The organism is Pseudalkalibacillus hwajinpoensis (assembly GCF_039851965.1).
Lineage (GTDB): Bacteria > Bacillota > Bacilli > Bacillales > Guptibacillaceae > Guptibacillus > Guptibacillus hwajinpoensis_E.
In genome coordinates this window covers 558583-573785 of record NZ_CP156674.1, presented here as the reverse complement: position 1 = coordinate 573785, position 15203 = coordinate 558583, and the positions used below count along the sequence as shown (strand labels likewise).

Genomic DNA, 15203 nt, shown 5'->3' with positions numbered 1-15203 from the left:
TTCATTTTAGCTTTGGCATTTTTTATGGTAGGATAAATAGGAATATGGAATGATAAGGTTGTGACAGAAATGCGTATAATTGCAGGAGAGTGTAAAGGACGGCATATAAAGCCAGTTCCTGGTATGTCAACGAGACCGACGACAGATAAAGTGAGAGAGTCGATTTATAATATCATTGGTCCGTTTTTCGAAGGTGGAATGGCTCTTGATTTATACGGTGGAAGCGGCGCACTTGGCATAGAAGCTTTAAGTCGCGGCATAGAGAAGTGTGTTTTCGTAGATTGTGATACGAAAGCCATTGAAACAATTAAATGGAATCTTAAACAGACGAAGTTTACTGGGGCTGCAGAAGTTTACCGGAATGATTCAAAGCGTGCCCTTAAAGCTCTTTATAAACGAGAGCTTACATTTTCCCTTGTATTACTTGATCCTCCTTATCATAAGGAACAGATTCTTCATGATCTGGAGAAGCTAACTGATTATGAGCTCCTTGAAGCCGATGCAACGGTGGTTGTTGAGCACAAAAAGGAAGTCGTTCTTCCAGAAATCATTGCCGGATTAACGATGACACGAAGCGAGACTTATAGCGGCAAGACGACAATATCGATTTATACATATGAACAGTCTGGTGTTGAGAAGGAGGAATAGTCATGGGAAAGATTGCTGTTTGCCCGGGTAGCTTTGATCCGGTTACATATGGCCATCTAGATATCATCAAACGAGGAGCAAGGGTTTTCGATGATATTAAAGTGGTAGTTCTAAATAATCAAAGTAAGTCTACGCTTTTTTCAGTTGATGAGCGTGTGGCATTATTAAAGGAAGTGACAAAGGATATTGGGAATGTAACGGTTGATTCCTACCGTGGGCTATTAATTGATTATGCGAAAGAAGTAAAAGCGTCAACGATACTAAGAGGACTGCGTGCTGTTTCAGATTTTGAATATGAAATGAAGATTGCTTCCATTAATCGAAAGCTCGAAGATGAAATTGAAACGTTCTTTATGATGACGAATAATCAATATTCGTTCCTCAGCTCGAGCATTGTAAAGGAAATTGCAAAATACCATGCGCCTGTTTCAGATCTTGTTCCCGAGATCGTTGAGAGTGCGCTTCGAGAAAAATATGCAGCATCCCCGTTAGACTAACGGGGGTCTTTTTTCTACCTTTAAAAGCTTATGTCTTTTACCTGAGGTCGGGTTCTGATCTCGTTCTGCGGATGGCGAGGATGATAAATGCAATAAGGGAAAAGAACGTCATCCAGGGTCCAGTTAGCTGAAAAAACTGATAGAGTACTTCAGCTAGCGTTTCTGAGTCATCCCGATGGTAAACTGGAAGAACTACTTTTCCCGATGAGAGCATGTCAATATATATTGGCTTCCAGAGTACAAGCGTTAAAATCCCTGCAAAGGCGCCGTGCATCAGCCTTGCCATAAAAAAAGGTTTGAAACGGATATCGGTATCGGCAAGGATGCTTGCAACCTGAGCTTGAACTGAAAAGCCATTAAAGGCGAGAATAAAACTTGTGATGATGGCCTGAGGCAATAAGCCTGCTGAACTTTCGCTCGTTAATTGACTCCCAAGCGTGATTTCAAATAGTCCTGATAATAAAGGAACATCAAGAACTGTTGGAAGCTGCAGGAATAACAAGAGGGTCCTAACAGCCCCAGTAAGAAGAGTCGCAACACCGACAACGCTAATGAGCTCATTTAAGACAGAGAATAATATAATAAAGCCACCAACCATTAAAAGCGTTTTGATTGAAGAGTGGACGGCATCTCCCATCATTTTTCCAAAAGGACGATCATCGCTTAGGCGTGTTTCATGTAGAGATCGGAATGCCTGGTGCAACCTCGGCTCACTTGAACGAACGAGCTGTGTGTAATGTCTGTCATCTGGATGATGAAACCTCATAGCAAACCCTACGAGAATATTCCCGGCGTAATGAGCTGCAGCCAGGATAATTCCTAGTGCAGGATTGTGGAAAAAACCAACAGCTACAGCAGCAAAAATAAACAGTGGATTGGAGCAGTTGGTAAATGAAACAAGTCGTTCCCCTTCGACTGCGGAGATATCATTATTCTTACGTAAGTGCGCCGTATACTTGGCGCCAGCAGGAAAACCGGATGCAATTCCCATAGCAAAAACGAATGCTCCTGATCCTGGTACACGAAAGAGAGGTCTCATAAGGGGTTCAAGTAATATGCCGATAAAGCGAACAACCCCGATTGCAATAAGTAGTTCTGAAATGATAAAAAAGGGAAGTAAAGATGGAAATACGATTGTCCACCACATGGAGAGTCCACTACTCGAAGCTTCAAGAGTATGTTCCGGGTGCATAATGATTGAAAGAGCAACTGTAGTTACTGATGCTGCGAGCAAGATTGTTTTCATTATTTGAACATTCATGAAGGCAACCTCCTAAATAGTGGCGGCATTTGCGGGGACCGTAACCTGTCCGATAATTAAAATATACGTATGTGAAGAACAATTAGACCATATGATTAAGCAGGTATAGACTGGGGAGGCGTTCATGATGAACCGTCCTAAAATTGGTTTAGCACTTGGCTCTGGGGGAGCAAGGGGATTTGCACATTTAGGAGTATTGAAAGTACTGCTGCAGGAAAACATCCCGATTGATTACATTGCAGGAAGCAGCATGGGTTCGCTAGTTGGTGCCATTTACGGGTCAGGCCATGATGTTGAAACAATGGAAAAAATGGCGACGCTTTTTAAACGTAAATATTATCTGGATTTTATCGTTCCCAAAATGGGTTTTATAGCTGGAAATAAAGTAAAAAGTTTAATCGAGACGCTAACCCACGGAAAGCTTATTGAGGAGATGGTCCCACCGCTTGCGATCGTCACTACGGATTTAATTAAAGGAGAAAAAGTGGTTTTTCGATCAGGACCGGTTGCTCAGGCAGTTCGAGCTAGCATTGCAATACCCGGAATTCTTGTGCCAGAACGTATCGGTGATCGACTGCTTGTTGATGGTGGTGTGATTGATCGTGTTCCCGTTTCGGTCGCAAGGGAGATGGGGGCAGATCTCGTCATTGCAGTTGACGTGTCAGATGTTAAAAAAGAGCCTGATGTAACGTCGATTATCGATGTTATCATGCAAAGCATTGATATCATGCAAAATGAAATGGTCCGGCTGCATGAGATCAACGCCGACATTATGATTAAACCAATGCTTGCATCATATCAATCTCGAGCTTTTACAAATGTAGTGGATATTATTAAAATTGGAGAGGAAGAAGCCTATCGCCACCTTGATGATATACATAGGGCGGTGGAGGTGTGGAAGGAGAAGAATAAATGAACCGAAGCACCAGGAAATTTACATTTGGATGGGTCATTATACTCGTCATTGTAGCTGCGATAACATTTATTGACCTGCCTTACTATGTAACGACCCCGGGTGAGGCAAGGCAGCTTGATGATGTGGTTAGTGTAGAAGGTGGATCCGCTGATGGCGGGGAATTCATGTTAACGACAGTGAGAGTTGGAGAAGCAAACGTTATTCAATACGTCTGGGCTCAATTCAATGAATACCATGAATTGATTGCCGAAGAAATGATCAAGCGTGAAGAAGAAACGGATGAAGAATATCATCAGCGCCAGCTGGAGGTAATGGCTGGATCACAGGCAAGCGCTACGATTGTTGCGTACCAGGCTGCAGGTAAAGAGATTACCATTACAAAGGATGGTGTACTCGTAACAGGTATTATCGAAGGAATGCCTGCTGATGGAAAATTAGAATTAGGTGACCTCATTGTAAAAGTAAATGGAGAGACCGTGGAGGAAACGGAGCAGCTTCTTGAATTACTTGGACAGTATAGTGAATCAGATACAGTCACTTTGACAATCAAGCGTGTAGGGGAAGAACAAGAAGTTGAACTTGGTTTCCAGGCCTTCCCTGAGCCTTACAATACGGAAGATGGAAAAGTTGGAGTTGGCATAACAGGTCCTGTTACTGCGACAACGATTGAAACCGATCCTGAACTAAAAATAGACACCGATCAAATTGGTGGTCCTTCCGCTGGTTTGATGTTCTCTCTTGAGATTTACAATCAGCTAACCGAAGAAGACTGGACCAAAGGATACGAAATAGCAGGAACAGGCACGATTAATGAAGATGGAGAAGTTGGCCCAATTGGCGGCATTAAACAAAAAATTGTGGCTGCAGATGGATCCGGTGCTGAAATCTTCTTTGCTCCTGTTGCTCATTCTAATTACGATGATGCCATGGAAGCTGCAGATGACATTAAAACCGAAATGAAGATAGTACCGGTTGAAACTTTTCAAGATGCTGTTGATTATTTAAAGCAGCTTAAAGTGAAATAGAAGCGAGCGCCTTTCACCTAATGTAACGTGAAAGGCGCTTTTCTCTTATTTAAATCATAATGGGAGCTGATTTGTGCTCTTTTTGAAGAAAAGTTTCCTGATGCTCTCCTGAAAAACCCAGTGCATAAACTTGACTCACACGGCGCTCAATGGAAAGGAAAGGGTGTTCAAACTGGTTGATATTCGAGACTAGTGGAACAGGAAGATCACCTTTCTTCTCATTTAAATAGGATCTTCCAGCTTGAGACATACCAAGTAATCTGATGTAAGGGGCTGTCTCACTAAGCACTGGCTTCATTTCTTCCTTCGATGTATTCGTTAGAATATGAAGGGCAAACCGTTGAATGCGTGTCCATGTATACCGCTTTGTTTTAACTGCTTCCATAAAGGCTGGGAAGGTGTGGGCGGTTTTAGCAACCGTTACTAGACGGTTTTCAAGACCTTCTTCAGCTTCGTAAATGAGTGAAAGTTCTTCTTTTGATGCTGTTAATAATTTATATCTTAGATGATGAAAGACTCTGTGCCAGGCATGAAAAGTTTTATAAGTCTTTTGAAAAAAGTTCAGCTCATCAAAGGTAGCGGGTGGAACATAAGCGTTCACACTCTTAAGAGAACTTCCTTTCGTAATCAGTTCATGTCGGATGCCTGTGGCGCTTGCGATTTTGGTATCAGCCAGATTTTGATCATGGTATCCTGCTTTCGTCCGCAAAATCGTCGAAGGTTTCATGGGGGACTTCTGGGAGTCAATCGCTTTCACATAGTGATAACCTAGAATATTATTAGGCTGTGATAAATCGAGGACCTGTTCATGTCCATCGAGACTTTGAAAAGCAAGTGATGTTGCTTTCGGATAACTATTGCCTTTTCCCATATAGTATTTAATTCGTTCATTGTAGTGTTGCTCATGGTTATTAATAAACGAAATCGTATCAAGGAATTCCTCGATCGTTCCTGATTCACTTCCAAAGCATAGCTCATCTACACCAAGTGAAGAAAGAAGAGAAACTGCGCCTCGCGCAAAGATTTCTGCTTTCTGGGTAGCATACACATATGGAAGCTCAATCACAATGTCAACACCATTCATTAAGGCCATCCTTGTTCTCGTCCATTTATCAACTAGGGAGGGTTCTCCTCGTTGAAGAAAGGAACCACTCATTACAGCAATGACAATATCAGCCCCTGTCGTTCTTTTCGTTTCATTTAAATGATACAAATGTCCATTGTGAAACGGATTATACTCAACAATAACACCAGCAGTTTTCATCTAAAAGCTCCTTCCGATCCGCTTTCTTGGCGGGCAATCATTTCTATGAGTTGAATTCAATGTTTTTACTCTGGTATGATTAAGACTATACCAAGATCTTCAGCTTAACAACTGGTGTAAAGAAAAAATATTGACATTTACCTATTTTGTAGCTATAATACTTTTGTTGCCTTGAGGTGATAGACAGATGAAATGGTCAATTGAACAATTGAAGTCCTATAAGCTAAAAGGCCTTACAATTGACGAAGAAGTTAATGTAGAGGAACTAAAGGAACGTAATCCAGATATACGTGAGATTACGCCAGTTCACGTTACCGGTGAAACATCATTTCACGGTAATAAAGTTACTTTTCACTTAACAGTGAAAGGCAAAATGGTACTTCCTTGTGCCAACACGCTCGAAGATGTGGATTTTCCTTTCGTTCTTCGCCCAATCGAAACATTTGTGCTTGAAGCAAACACAAGTGGAGTTGATTTTGAAGACGAAGATGAAGAAATTCATCAAGTTTCGGGAAATACGGTTGACTTAGTTCCGTATATTAAGGAAAATATACTTTTGGAGATTCCGATTCGAGTGGTGAAATATAGCTCTGAATCAGAAGAAATGCCAAGAAAATCCGGTAATGGATGGGAAGTTGTTACGCAAGAGAAGCCGAAAGAAAAGGTGGATCCTCGCATGGCCGGTTTAGCTGATTTTTTCAATAATGAAAATGAGGATAAATAATCGGTAAGTATACTTCCATATCATCAGTTAACTTTTTAAGGAGGTGGAAACGATGGCAGTACCAGCTAGAAGAACTTCTAAAACGCGTAAAAATAAGCGTCGTACTCATTATAAATTAGAAGTACCAGGAATGGTAAAATGCCCTAATTGCGGCGAATTCAAACTTTCTCACCGTGTTTGTAAAGAGTGTGGAAATTACAAAGGTGAAAACGTAGTAAGCAAGTAATTTTGCGAAACAGAGAGAGCAATCTCTCTGTTTTTTTAATACCTGATAACTTGGAGGTACCGAATGGGTATACGTTATGAAGTGAAAAATGAAGGCGCTATCATTACAATTAATCGACCCGAACAGAGAAACGCAATCAATTATGAGGTCATGGAAGAGTTATCAGAAGTGATTTCAAACGCAGAAACCGACCCTGCTGTGAAATACATTGTTATAACAGGGAGTGGAGACCGTGCTTTTTGTAGTGGAGGCGACCTTGAGGTTTTTCGTGACCTCCGAACAGAGGACCAGGCTTATCCGATGTTGAGGAAGATGGGTTCGGTTCTTGAGCAGTTATTCTTCTGTAATAAACCGACGATCGCCTTGATAAATGGTCATGCTTTAGGTGGCGGCTCTGAGCTTGCAATTGCCTGTGATTATAGAATCGCGAGAAGTGGTGTTCAGGTTGGATTTATTCAGGGTTCAATCGGTTTGACAACAGGCTGGGGCGGTAGTGTTTATGCGCTTTTGCGCATGAACCCAACACAGGCACTTCAAATGTTGATGAGTGCCGACCGATATTCAGCAGAACAAGCCTTTTCACAGGGGTACCTTACATATGTAACAGCAACAAAAAACTGGGAAGTCGTGGCCCAAGACTTTATCAGAGACTTATTTAAGCGCCCAGCAAAGATTCTTTCTTCTTATAAAACGTACTGGTTAACTAGTCTTAATGAAGTAGACATAAGAGATCGAGTGGACAGTGAGATTAGAAACTGTGCGAACCTCTGGGCTTCAGATGAGCATCACAGGGCAGTGGATGCATTCCTGAGTCGAAAGAATCGCTAACCTGATTAGAAGTAGAAATGAAACTATTTCTTAAATCTGCAAGTCTACTACATCTATCAATCGCATAAGATGACTGTAAAACGGTTATTGGGGGGATTGCGATTGGTACCAATTCGCCAGGATGCATGGTCAAAGGACGAGGATATTTTGCTTGCTGAAGTAGTTTTACGACATATACGTGAGGCGAGTACACAGCTAGCAGCTTTTGAAGAAGTGGGAAAGACACTATCTCGTACACCAGCGGCCTGTGGCTTTAGGTGGAATTCGCTTATTCGGAAACAGTATGAAGCTGCTATTGCTCTTGCAAAAAAGCAGCGAAAAGAACAAAAGAAACATCAACCAGTGCAAAAAAGCGAAGCGAAAGAAGGCGGAAGTAGTCTCGAGTTACTAAATGACGCTATTAATCTTCTCCTGCAAACAAAAGCACGTTTTGCTGAATCGAATGAACGTGAACAAGCATTAAAAGAATCGCTTGAAGAAAACCTGCAGTTAAAGCAACACCTTCATGAGCTAGAGAAAGAATATATGATTGTACAGGAAGATTATCAATCTCTACTAGGAATTATGGAAAAAGCTCGGAAGATGGTTGTTTTCCAGGAAGAGGATCAGGGAAGTCTTCGCTTCCAAATGGATGCAAATGGTAATCTTGAGAAAGTAAAGAAATAGGAGCGGCCACTGGCCGCTCCTATTTCTTTACTATTTTAGCAGTGAGCAGGTGTTTCTACTACTCCTGCTCTGATACGCCATCTGGATACCACACATATGGATTTTCACCTCGATCACGTTCTGGGTGATACGTAACAGCCTCGAAGCCCATCTTTTCCCAGAACTCACCCGATCCCTGTCTTGCATTCGTTTTAACAGGGACATTGAAGGTTTTTGCAAAATTGACCAGGGATGAACCGTAGCTGCGATTATGATATTGAGGAAGCACCTCAAGTTTCCATAGTTCGAGATAATCCTGTGGTGGATCAAAATAACGGTCGTATTTTCCATCGATTCTATACAGACTCATTCTCGCGACTAGAGTATCTCCGAAATAAATACCGTAGAATGGTGATTCACTATCATTTTCGATGATGTTATCTTGCAAATCCTCCATCATTGATAGCTCCTGAATACCAAACTCTTTAAATTTCTTAAACTCTTCGAGAGTTTTGTAATTAATTACAAGTGGACGTACTGTCAAGTCTACCATAGCGGCCCCTCCATCATATAAGCTTTTCATTTTCTCTTAATAAAAAGGTTCTGTTAATTAATGTCGTTGATATTTAGTTCATTCCAACCCAATAAGGTAGTTTCAGCAATAGTAACTAACAGAGCCTAATAGAAAATGAATCCTTCCCTTTCATTATAACTGAAATCGCGAAATTTTTCTTTATTTCAAAAAACAAAGTCTAAAAGGAATAATTTGAATATTTATTGAAACGTGATCCGTAATTAATGATATGATAAATGTAAGGGTTTTCAACCCGTAAAGACGAGAGGGGCGAGAGTGTGAAAAAAATCCTGATTGCGAACCGAGGCGAAATCGCTGAACGAATTATAAGGACATGCAGTAGACTAGGAATTGAAACGGTCGCTGTTTATTCGAGTGCAGACAAAGAGCTTCCCTATGTTAAACAAGCAACACATTCATATGACATCGGAGATCCTCCTGCAGTGAAATCATACTTGAACCAGAAAGAAATAGTAAAGGTCGCTCAGCAAGAAAAGGTGGATGCCATTCACCCTGGTTATGGCTTTCTATCTGAAAATGCGTCATTTGTGAGAAAAGTTGAAGAAATGGGTATATCTTTTATCGGACCTTCAGCTGATGTGGTCGAAGCGATGGGAGATAAAATTACAGCACGAAAAACAATGGTAGAAGCCGGTGTACCGGTTGTGCCAGGAAGTACTGAAATAGAAAATGTCACAGGAGCAATTTCGTATGCAAACGAAATCGGGTATCCAATTATGCTAAAAGCTGCAGCTGGCGGTGGCGGAATAGGAATGCAGCGCTGTGAGAATGACCAGGAGCTTGAAAAGGCTTTTGCTTCCAGTCAAAACAGGGCAAAGGCTTATTTTGGTAATGGGGCCATGTTTGTTGAGAAATTCATTGATCATGCGAGACACATTGAAGTTCAAATTGTTGGAGACAGTCACGGAAACATTGTTCATCTCTATGAGCGAGATTGCTCCATACAACGAAGGAACCAGAAAGTTGTAGAGGAGACGCCTTCACCATTTCTATCATCGTCCACCCGAACGAAAATTGGAGAAGCTGCGATTAAAGCTGCAAGGCACGTTAAGTATCAAAATGCAGGTACAGTCGAATTTGTAGTAGATGAAAATGAAAATTTCTATTTCCTTGAAATGAATACACGATTACAAGTTGAACACCCAATAACCGAAGAAACCATTGGCGTCGATCTTGTTGAGTGGCAGCTATTGATTACAGAAGGAAAAGAGCTGCCGTTAAGACAGGAAGAGATTTTTCCATCAGGGCATAGTATGGAGTTCAGGTTATATGCAGAAGACCCACACACTTTCATGCCCTCTCCTGGGAAGATCGAGACGCTGGACTTTCCGAAGATGGATCTTGTTCGAATTGATTCCGGATATGAGAGTGGTTCGAGCGTATCTCCATTTTATGATCCTATGATTGCGAAAGTTATTATAAGTGGTACAGCGCGTGATGAGACAATCAAAACAGCTCAGGACTTTTTCGATCAGTTTTCACTAACTGGCATTAAACATAATGGGCCATTATTTACAGAGCTGCTTAGGGATGAGAACTTCAAGAAAGGCGAGTACTCGACCTCCTATTTAGCTAAGAAACTCGTTCATAAAAAATAAATAAAAAGGACTGATGAACATGCAAGAAATTAAAGCATCTATGGCAGGGACAGTATTAAACGTTATGGTGGGAGAAGGAGATTCTGTTACATCTGGACAGGAATTGGTGATGCTTGAATCTATGAAAATGGAAATTCCAATTGAAGGTGTGGAAGAAGGAACGGTTGCTGAAGTGAAAGTGGCTGTTGGAGATTTTGTTAACGAAGGCGATGTACTCGTTACCATTAAGTAGGAATCATAGCTGAGCGAGCGCTCAATCTAGATTAAAATGAAGGAGGATACTAGATGAATCATCTTGAAGAACTTCTGCAAACAAAAGCGACAGAAATTGCTTCTGGTGGTGCAGAGAAATACCACCAGAAGCTTAAAGAAACAAATAAGCTTTTCGTACGTGATCGTTTAAAACTGTTATTTGATAACGGCCAGTATATAGAAGATGGGAAATTTGCCAATAACCATGCTAAGGATCTTCCAGCTGATGGGGTTGTAACTGCAATTGGGAAAGTGAATGGTGAGAAAGTGTGCGTCATGGCGAATGACTCTACTGTCAAAGCCGGTTCATGGGGAGCAAGAACAGTAGAGAAAATAATCCGTATTCAAGAAACAGCGATGAGTTTAAAAGTTCCTCTTCTCTACCTGGTGGATTCAGCTGGAGCGAGAATTACAGACCAGCTTGAAATGTTCCCGAATCGACGTGGAGCAGGAAGAATTTTTCATAATCAGGTTAAAATGTCTGGAATGGTGCCACAGGTGTGTCTGTTGTTTGGACCTTCTGCAGCAGGTGGTGCGTACATACCAGCGTTTTGTGACATTGTCGTCATGGTCGATAAAAATGCATCCATGTACCTCGGCTCGCCACGAATGGCTGAAAAGGTTATCGGGGAAAGAGTAACGCTTGAACAGATGGGCGGAGCAAGAATGCATTGCACTACGAGCGGTTGCGGTGATGTTCTAGCGGAAAATGAAGAGCATGCAATTAAACTTGGAAGAGCTTATTTAGGTTATTTTCCGGGCAATTTCCACAAACGAACGCCGAAATTAGAAGGGCAATTGCCTTCACTTGAAAAATCGATTACAGATATTGTACCTGAGAATCAGAATGCGCCATTTAATATGTACGATCTCATTGATGCCCTTGTTGATGGAGAAAGTTTTTTTGAGATGAAGAAGCTATTTGCTCCAGAATTAATTACCGGATTTGCAAGGATTGATGGACGAGTTGTTGGATTGATCGCAAACCAGCCTAAAGTAAAGGGTGGCGTCCTGTTTGTTGATTCCGCCGACAAAGGAGCTAAATTTATTCAGCTTTGTGATGCGTATCATATCCCACTTATTTTCCTAGCGGATGTGCCTGGATTTATGATTGGAACGAAGGTAGAGAGCGCGGGTATCATTCGGCATGGTGCAAAATTGGTGGCAGCCATGAGCTCTGCCACGGTTCCGAAAATTTCTGTTGTCGTTAGAAAAGCATATGGCGCAGGTTTATATGCGATGGCAGGACCGGCGTTTGAACCTGACTGCTGCATTGCGCTCCCGACTGCACAGATTGCTGTTATGGGACCTGAAGCGGCTGTGAATGCGGTTTATGCGAATAAGATCAATGCAATCGAAGACCCTAAAGAACGGATGGAGTATGTCAAAGAGAAGCATCAGGAATATAAAGAGCATATCGATATCTATAAGCTTGCTTCAGAGCTTATCGTGGACGACATTGTCCCGGGAAGTGAGCTTCGAGAGGTGCTCGTTGATCGCCTTTCTTATTACGAATCAAAAGAAGTAGCAGCTCCTAGTAAGAAGCATCCAGTTTATCCTGTATAAATCAGAGAGAAATCCCTTAACTTTTCTGTTAAGGGATTTTCTAATGAAGAAAGCGGTAAAGATATGCTACACTTTAAGTAATACATGATTCATTTGACCTACAAAAGGTGGGGAACGGCTTGAGGATATCGATTATTGGAGCTGGAGCGATTGGGTTACTTCTCGGTACGAATTTCTCCATGTCAGGTCATGAAGTGACCATGATCTGCCATCGCAGGGAGCAAGCGGAGAGATTAGCGGCTAACGGCATCCATTACATAGGAAAAACGAGAAAAAACGTCTGTATTCAAGCTTCATCTCGGTTGTCAGCGGAACCGATGGATTTGCTTATTGTGGCGGTTAAATCCCCCCATGTCTCATCAATTATTGAGCAGATTCATGAAGCTTACCGGGGTGGCTTTTCACCGGACCTTCTTTTTATACAAAATGGAATGGGTCACATCGAACAGCTTTCAACTCTTTCACAGAACATTCTTGTAGGTGTGCTTGATCACGGAGCAATAAAAAGAGATGACGTGACGGTTGAGCATATTGGAGCAGGAGCTATAAGAGTAAGCGCCTTTACGGGGCTGCCAAACGACTTACAACATCTGTCGATGAAAGACTTCCCGATTTATTACGAAAAAGACTGGTATCAAATGCTCGCGAGAAAACTCATTGTTAACTGTGCTGTTAATCCGTTAACAGGGCTTTATCGCGTTCAAAATGGTTCCTTATTAACAAATGCGAGGTTTTACGCGATTATGCGAGAATTAGTAAGAGAATCTTCTCGTGTACTTGGATTAGACTTTGAAGCCTCCTTGAATAACGTGCAATCCGTTTGTGAAAGGACGGCACTGAATACGTCATCTATGCTAGCTGATCTAAATGCAGGACGTTCAACAGAGATCGACGCAATTACAGGCTTCATCCTGAAACGAGCTGAGGTAAGTGGAAGTGATGTTCCTTATTCAAGGTTCGTGTTTGAGAGTATTAAAGGGTTAGAGAGCCGATAGAAAGGAGTCAGTTAAACATGGAGCACATCGTATCGTGGATTGTGGCAACAGCAGTCACAGTTCCTCTGCTTGCGTGGTATATCGTGTATATCATTACGGTGAAAATGACGCGAAAGAAGAAATTTTCCTTTCGACTTGCGGTGGATCTATCAACTGTTTTCTTTATCCTCAGTGTCCATTTCATTGCAATTGAATTGTTCGGACGCTCTTTCTTGTGGCTCATCTTACTTCTCATCATCTCAGCAGCTGTAGGATTTACTATTCTGCACTGGAAAACGAAAGAAGACATCCACATTCGAAAAGTTATTAAAGGGGCATGGCGCTTTAATTTTTTATTGTTTTCTACAGGGTATTTCTTGTTATTGCTTATCGGGTTAGTTCACCGGATTGTTTCGGTCTAACTCATAAGCTTTTTTTTTGGTAGGTGTGAGGAAGTTTGATATACTAACAAAGGATTAAATAGGCGGAGAACCGCATTTGTGTCAAGAAAGGAAGAAATTTTAATGAAACTCACAGAAACTTTCCTTCCAGGAGCAAATGTAATTGCAACAGATTACATCGCTGAGAAGAAAACCATCTCGGCTTTTTTTGATTATACATATCAACACGAAGAATCATATGATCAGCGGTATCAGGAGTTGATGGAACGTCATCATGATCGGCTGTCATTAACGAGACACCTTGACACATTCAATGCAAAATTTGGTGCGGATGACCGGGCGATGGACAACATAAAACGTTTAAATCGCGTCGAGGCTGTAACAGTCGTAGCCGGACAGCAGGCCGGAATCCTAACGGGACCGCTTTATACAATTAACAAAGCGCTCTCCGTTATTAAACTTGCCGAGGAGAAAGAAAAGGCGCTTGGCATCCCTGTAATACCTGTGTTTTGGATTGCGGGTGAAGATCATGATTTTCATGAAGTGAATCACATTTTTACGTATGAATCGAAGCGTGAGAAAAAAGAAGCGGTCCCGCAGAAGCAATTAAGAAAGCAAGCTTTATCTGATATTTCCATTGATCGAGAGGCGCTTAATGCCTGGACGCGCGACATGCTGCATCGATTTGGGGAAACGTCTTTCACAAAGGATCTTCAACAATGGCTTGAAGACGTGACGGCAAAATCAGAAACGTTTGTAGATCATTTTTGTTACATGATGACAAAGCTGTTCTCTAAACACGGTCTGGTGCTTGTCGATTCAGGAAACCCTGATTTCCGAGAGCTTCAGGTCGAGGCGTTCAAAAAAATGATTGACCACAATGAAGAAATTAATGAAGCGGTACTGAAGCAGGCAGCACATCTTAGTGAAGATGGGTATCCAATTAGTGTAGATCTGGATGAATTTCAGGCTAATTTGTTTGCTAAAGTAAAAGGAGAACGAATTCTTCTAGAAAGAAGTGAAGGTGGATTTAAAGGAAAAACGACCGATACTGTATTCACGAAAGAGGAGCTTTACAAGCTTGCACAGGATCATCCAGAGGAATTAAGTAATAATGTCGTGACCCGCCCCATTATGCAGGAGGCCATTTTTCCTGTACTTGCTTTTGTTGCAGGTCCAGGTGAATTGGCTTACTGGGCATTGCTAAAACCCGCTTTTCGTGCATTCGATTTCAGAATGCCAGTGATCGTCCCGCGGTTAACCTTCACGTTTGTTGAGCGTCATATTCAAAAGCACATAGCAGATTTATCCCTTTCAATTGAAGATGTATTGAATTCAGGTGTTCGGCCTTTTAAAGATACTTATGTAAGCAATCTTGACGACGTGGGGATTGGTGGGTCATTTAAAGAAGCAAAAGAAAAAGTAGAAGCCATTCATCAGGAGCTTCGTAATTTGACAGAGCTTGTAGATAGGGGGCTCATGAAGTACGCCGAGAAAAATGGTCGCTTTCTTCAGAGGCAGCTCGATCTTCTCCAGAATAAACTTTATAGTTCGATTGAGTACAAGCACGAGAACGAACTTGCCAAATTTGATGAAATTGGACTTGCTTTAAAACCAGAGGGTGCTCCTCAGGAACGTAAATGGAATGCCGTCTATTATCTCAACTGGCATGGTCCTGATTTTGTGGACCGTTTAATGAATCTCGAGCTTTCTTTTAATGAAAGGCACAAAATTGTTCATTTGTAAGGTAAAAATTAATTTCATAATTTCTTAATAAAAATCC

17 protein-coding genes are annotated in these 15203 nt (G+C 41.6%); 14 read left to right on the top strand and 3 right to left on the bottom strand.

Annotated features, from left to right (window positions below):
• Positions 1 to 69: 69 nt before the first annotated feature.
• Together rsmD and coaD are read left to right on the top strand one after the other, a co-directional pair.
• On the top strand, positions 70 to 648 hold the full coding sequence (gene rsmD / locus ABFG93_RS02845) for a 16S rRNA (guanine(966)-N(2))-methyltransferase RsmD (protein WP_347550482.1): 579 nt from the start codon (positions 70 to 72) through the stop codon (positions 646 to 648).
• Positions 649 to 650: 2 nt separating this feature from the next.
• On the top strand, positions 651 to 1145 hold the full coding sequence (coaD, locus tag ABFG93_RS02840) for a pantetheine-phosphate adenylyltransferase (RefSeq protein ID WP_347550480.1): 495 nt from the start codon (positions 651 to 653) through the stop codon (positions 1143 to 1145).
• A 37-nt stretch (positions 1146 to 1182) separates the two neighbouring features.
• On the opposite strand, the gene ylbJ is transcribed toward coaD, so the two are convergent.
• On the bottom strand, positions 1183 to 2406 hold the full coding sequence (gene ylbJ / locus ABFG93_RS02835) for a sporulation integral membrane protein YlbJ (protein WP_347550478.1): 1224 nt from the start codon (positions 2404 to 2406) through the stop codon (positions 1183 to 1185).
• 127 nt (positions 2407 to 2533) lie between these two features.
• Between ylbJ and ABFG93_RS02830 the strand changes: the two genes are divergently transcribed.
• Together ABFG93_RS02830 and ABFG93_RS02825 are read left to right on the top strand one after the other, a co-directional pair.
• Positions 2534 to 3322 carry a patatin-like phospholipase family protein gene (locus ABFG93_RS02830; RefSeq protein WP_347552736.1) on the top strand — a complete coding sequence of 263 codons (789 nt, stop codon included), beginning with the start codon at positions 2534 to 2536 and terminating at the stop codon, positions 3320 to 3322.
• On the top strand, positions 3319 to 4347 hold the full coding sequence (locus tag ABFG93_RS02825) for a SepM family pheromone-processing serine protease (RefSeq protein ID WP_347550476.1): 1029 nt from the start codon (positions 3319 to 3321) through the stop codon (positions 4345 to 4347). The genes ABFG93_RS02830 and ABFG93_RS02825 overlap by 4 nt, the downstream gene beginning before the upstream one ends.
• Positions 4348 to 4396: 49 nt before the next feature.
• On the opposite strand, the gene ABFG93_RS02820 is transcribed toward ABFG93_RS02825, so the two are convergent.
• Positions 4397 to 5611 carry a nucleotidyltransferase gene (locus ABFG93_RS02820; protein ID WP_347550474.1) on the bottom strand — a complete coding sequence of 405 codons (1215 nt, stop codon included), beginning with the start codon at positions 5609 to 5611 and terminating at the stop codon, positions 4397 to 4399.
• 187 nt (positions 5612 to 5798) lie between these two features.
• On the opposite strand from ABFG93_RS02820, the gene ABFG93_RS02815 reads away from it, so the two are divergent.
• The 4 genes from ABFG93_RS02815 to ABFG93_RS02800 all read left to right on the top strand — a co-directional run bounded on the left by ABFG93_RS02815 (position 5799) and on the right by ABFG93_RS02800 (position 8055).
• Positions 5799 to 6335: a YceD family protein gene (locus ABFG93_RS02815; protein ID WP_347550473.1), complete on the top strand. Its 537-nt coding sequence runs from the start codon at positions 5799 to 5801 to the stop codon at positions 6333 to 6335.
• Positions 6336 to 6387: 52 nt separating this feature from the next.
• On the top strand, positions 6388 to 6561 hold the full coding sequence (gene rpmF, locus ABFG93_RS02810; RefSeq protein ID WP_048309912.1) for a 50S ribosomal protein L32: 174 nt from the start codon (positions 6388 to 6390) through the stop codon (positions 6559 to 6561).
• A 63-nt stretch (positions 6562 to 6624) separates the two neighbouring features.
• Entirely contained in the window at positions 6625 to 7389 is a 765-nt protein-coding gene (locus tag ABFG93_RS02805) for an enoyl-CoA hydratase/isomerase family protein (RefSeq protein ID WP_347550471.1), read from the top strand.
• Between the two features lie 102 nt (positions 7390 to 7491).
• On the top strand, positions 7492 to 8055 hold the full coding sequence (locus ABFG93_RS02800; protein ID WP_347550469.1) for an RsfA family transcriptional regulator: 564 nt from the start codon (positions 7492 to 7494) through the stop codon (positions 8053 to 8055).
• A 58-nt stretch (positions 8056 to 8113) separates the two neighbouring features.
• Here the strand turns inward: ABFG93_RS02800 and ABFG93_RS02795 are convergent, their stop codons facing one another.
• Positions 8114 to 8587, bottom strand: a complete 474-nt coding sequence (locus ABFG93_RS02795; protein ID WP_347550467.1) for an N-acetyltransferase — start codon at positions 8585 to 8587, stop codon at positions 8114 to 8116.
• 299 nt (positions 8588 to 8886) lie between these two features.
• On the opposite strand from ABFG93_RS02795, the gene ABFG93_RS02790 reads away from it, so the two are divergent.
• The 6 genes from ABFG93_RS02790 to bshC all read left to right on the top strand — a co-directional run bounded on the left by ABFG93_RS02790 (position 8887) and on the right by bshC (position 15166).
• Positions 8887 to 10227 (top strand): acetyl-CoA carboxylase biotin carboxylase subunit, encoded by a 1341-nt coding sequence (locus ABFG93_RS02790; protein WP_347550466.1) that lies wholly within the window; start codon positions 8887 to 8889, stop codon positions 10225 to 10227.
• 19 nt (positions 10228 to 10246) lie between these two features.
• The gene (locus ABFG93_RS02785) at positions 10247 to 10459 is read left to right on the top strand and encodes a biotin/lipoyl-binding carrier protein (protein ID WP_347550464.1); all 213 of its coding nucleotides are present in this window, start codon (positions 10247 to 10249) and stop codon (positions 10457 to 10459) included.
• Positions 10460 to 10512: 53 nt separating this feature from the next.
• Positions 10513 to 12045, top strand: coding sequence for an acyl-CoA carboxylase subunit beta (locus ABFG93_RS02780; protein WP_347550463.1), 1533 nt, complete (start codon positions 10513 to 10515; stop codon positions 12043 to 12045).
• 119 nt (positions 12046 to 12164) lie between these two features.
• Positions 12165 to 13040, top strand: a complete 876-nt coding sequence (locus ABFG93_RS02775; protein ID WP_347550461.1) for a 2-dehydropantoate 2-reductase — start codon at positions 12165 to 12167, stop codon at positions 13038 to 13040.
• Positions 13041 to 13057: 17 nt separating this feature from the next.
• Positions 13058 to 13441 carry a DUF3397 domain-containing protein gene (locus ABFG93_RS02770; protein WP_347550459.1) on the top strand — a complete coding sequence of 128 codons (384 nt, stop codon included), beginning with the start codon at positions 13058 to 13060 and terminating at the stop codon, positions 13439 to 13441.
• A gap of 102 nt (positions 13442 to 13543) precedes the next feature.
• Positions 13544 to 15166, top strand: coding sequence for a bacillithiol biosynthesis cysteine-adding enzyme BshC (bshC, locus tag ABFG93_RS02765; RefSeq protein ID WP_347550457.1), 1623 nt, complete (start codon positions 13544 to 13546; stop codon positions 15164 to 15166).
• The last annotated feature ends 37 nt before the right edge of the window (positions 15167 to 15203 follow it).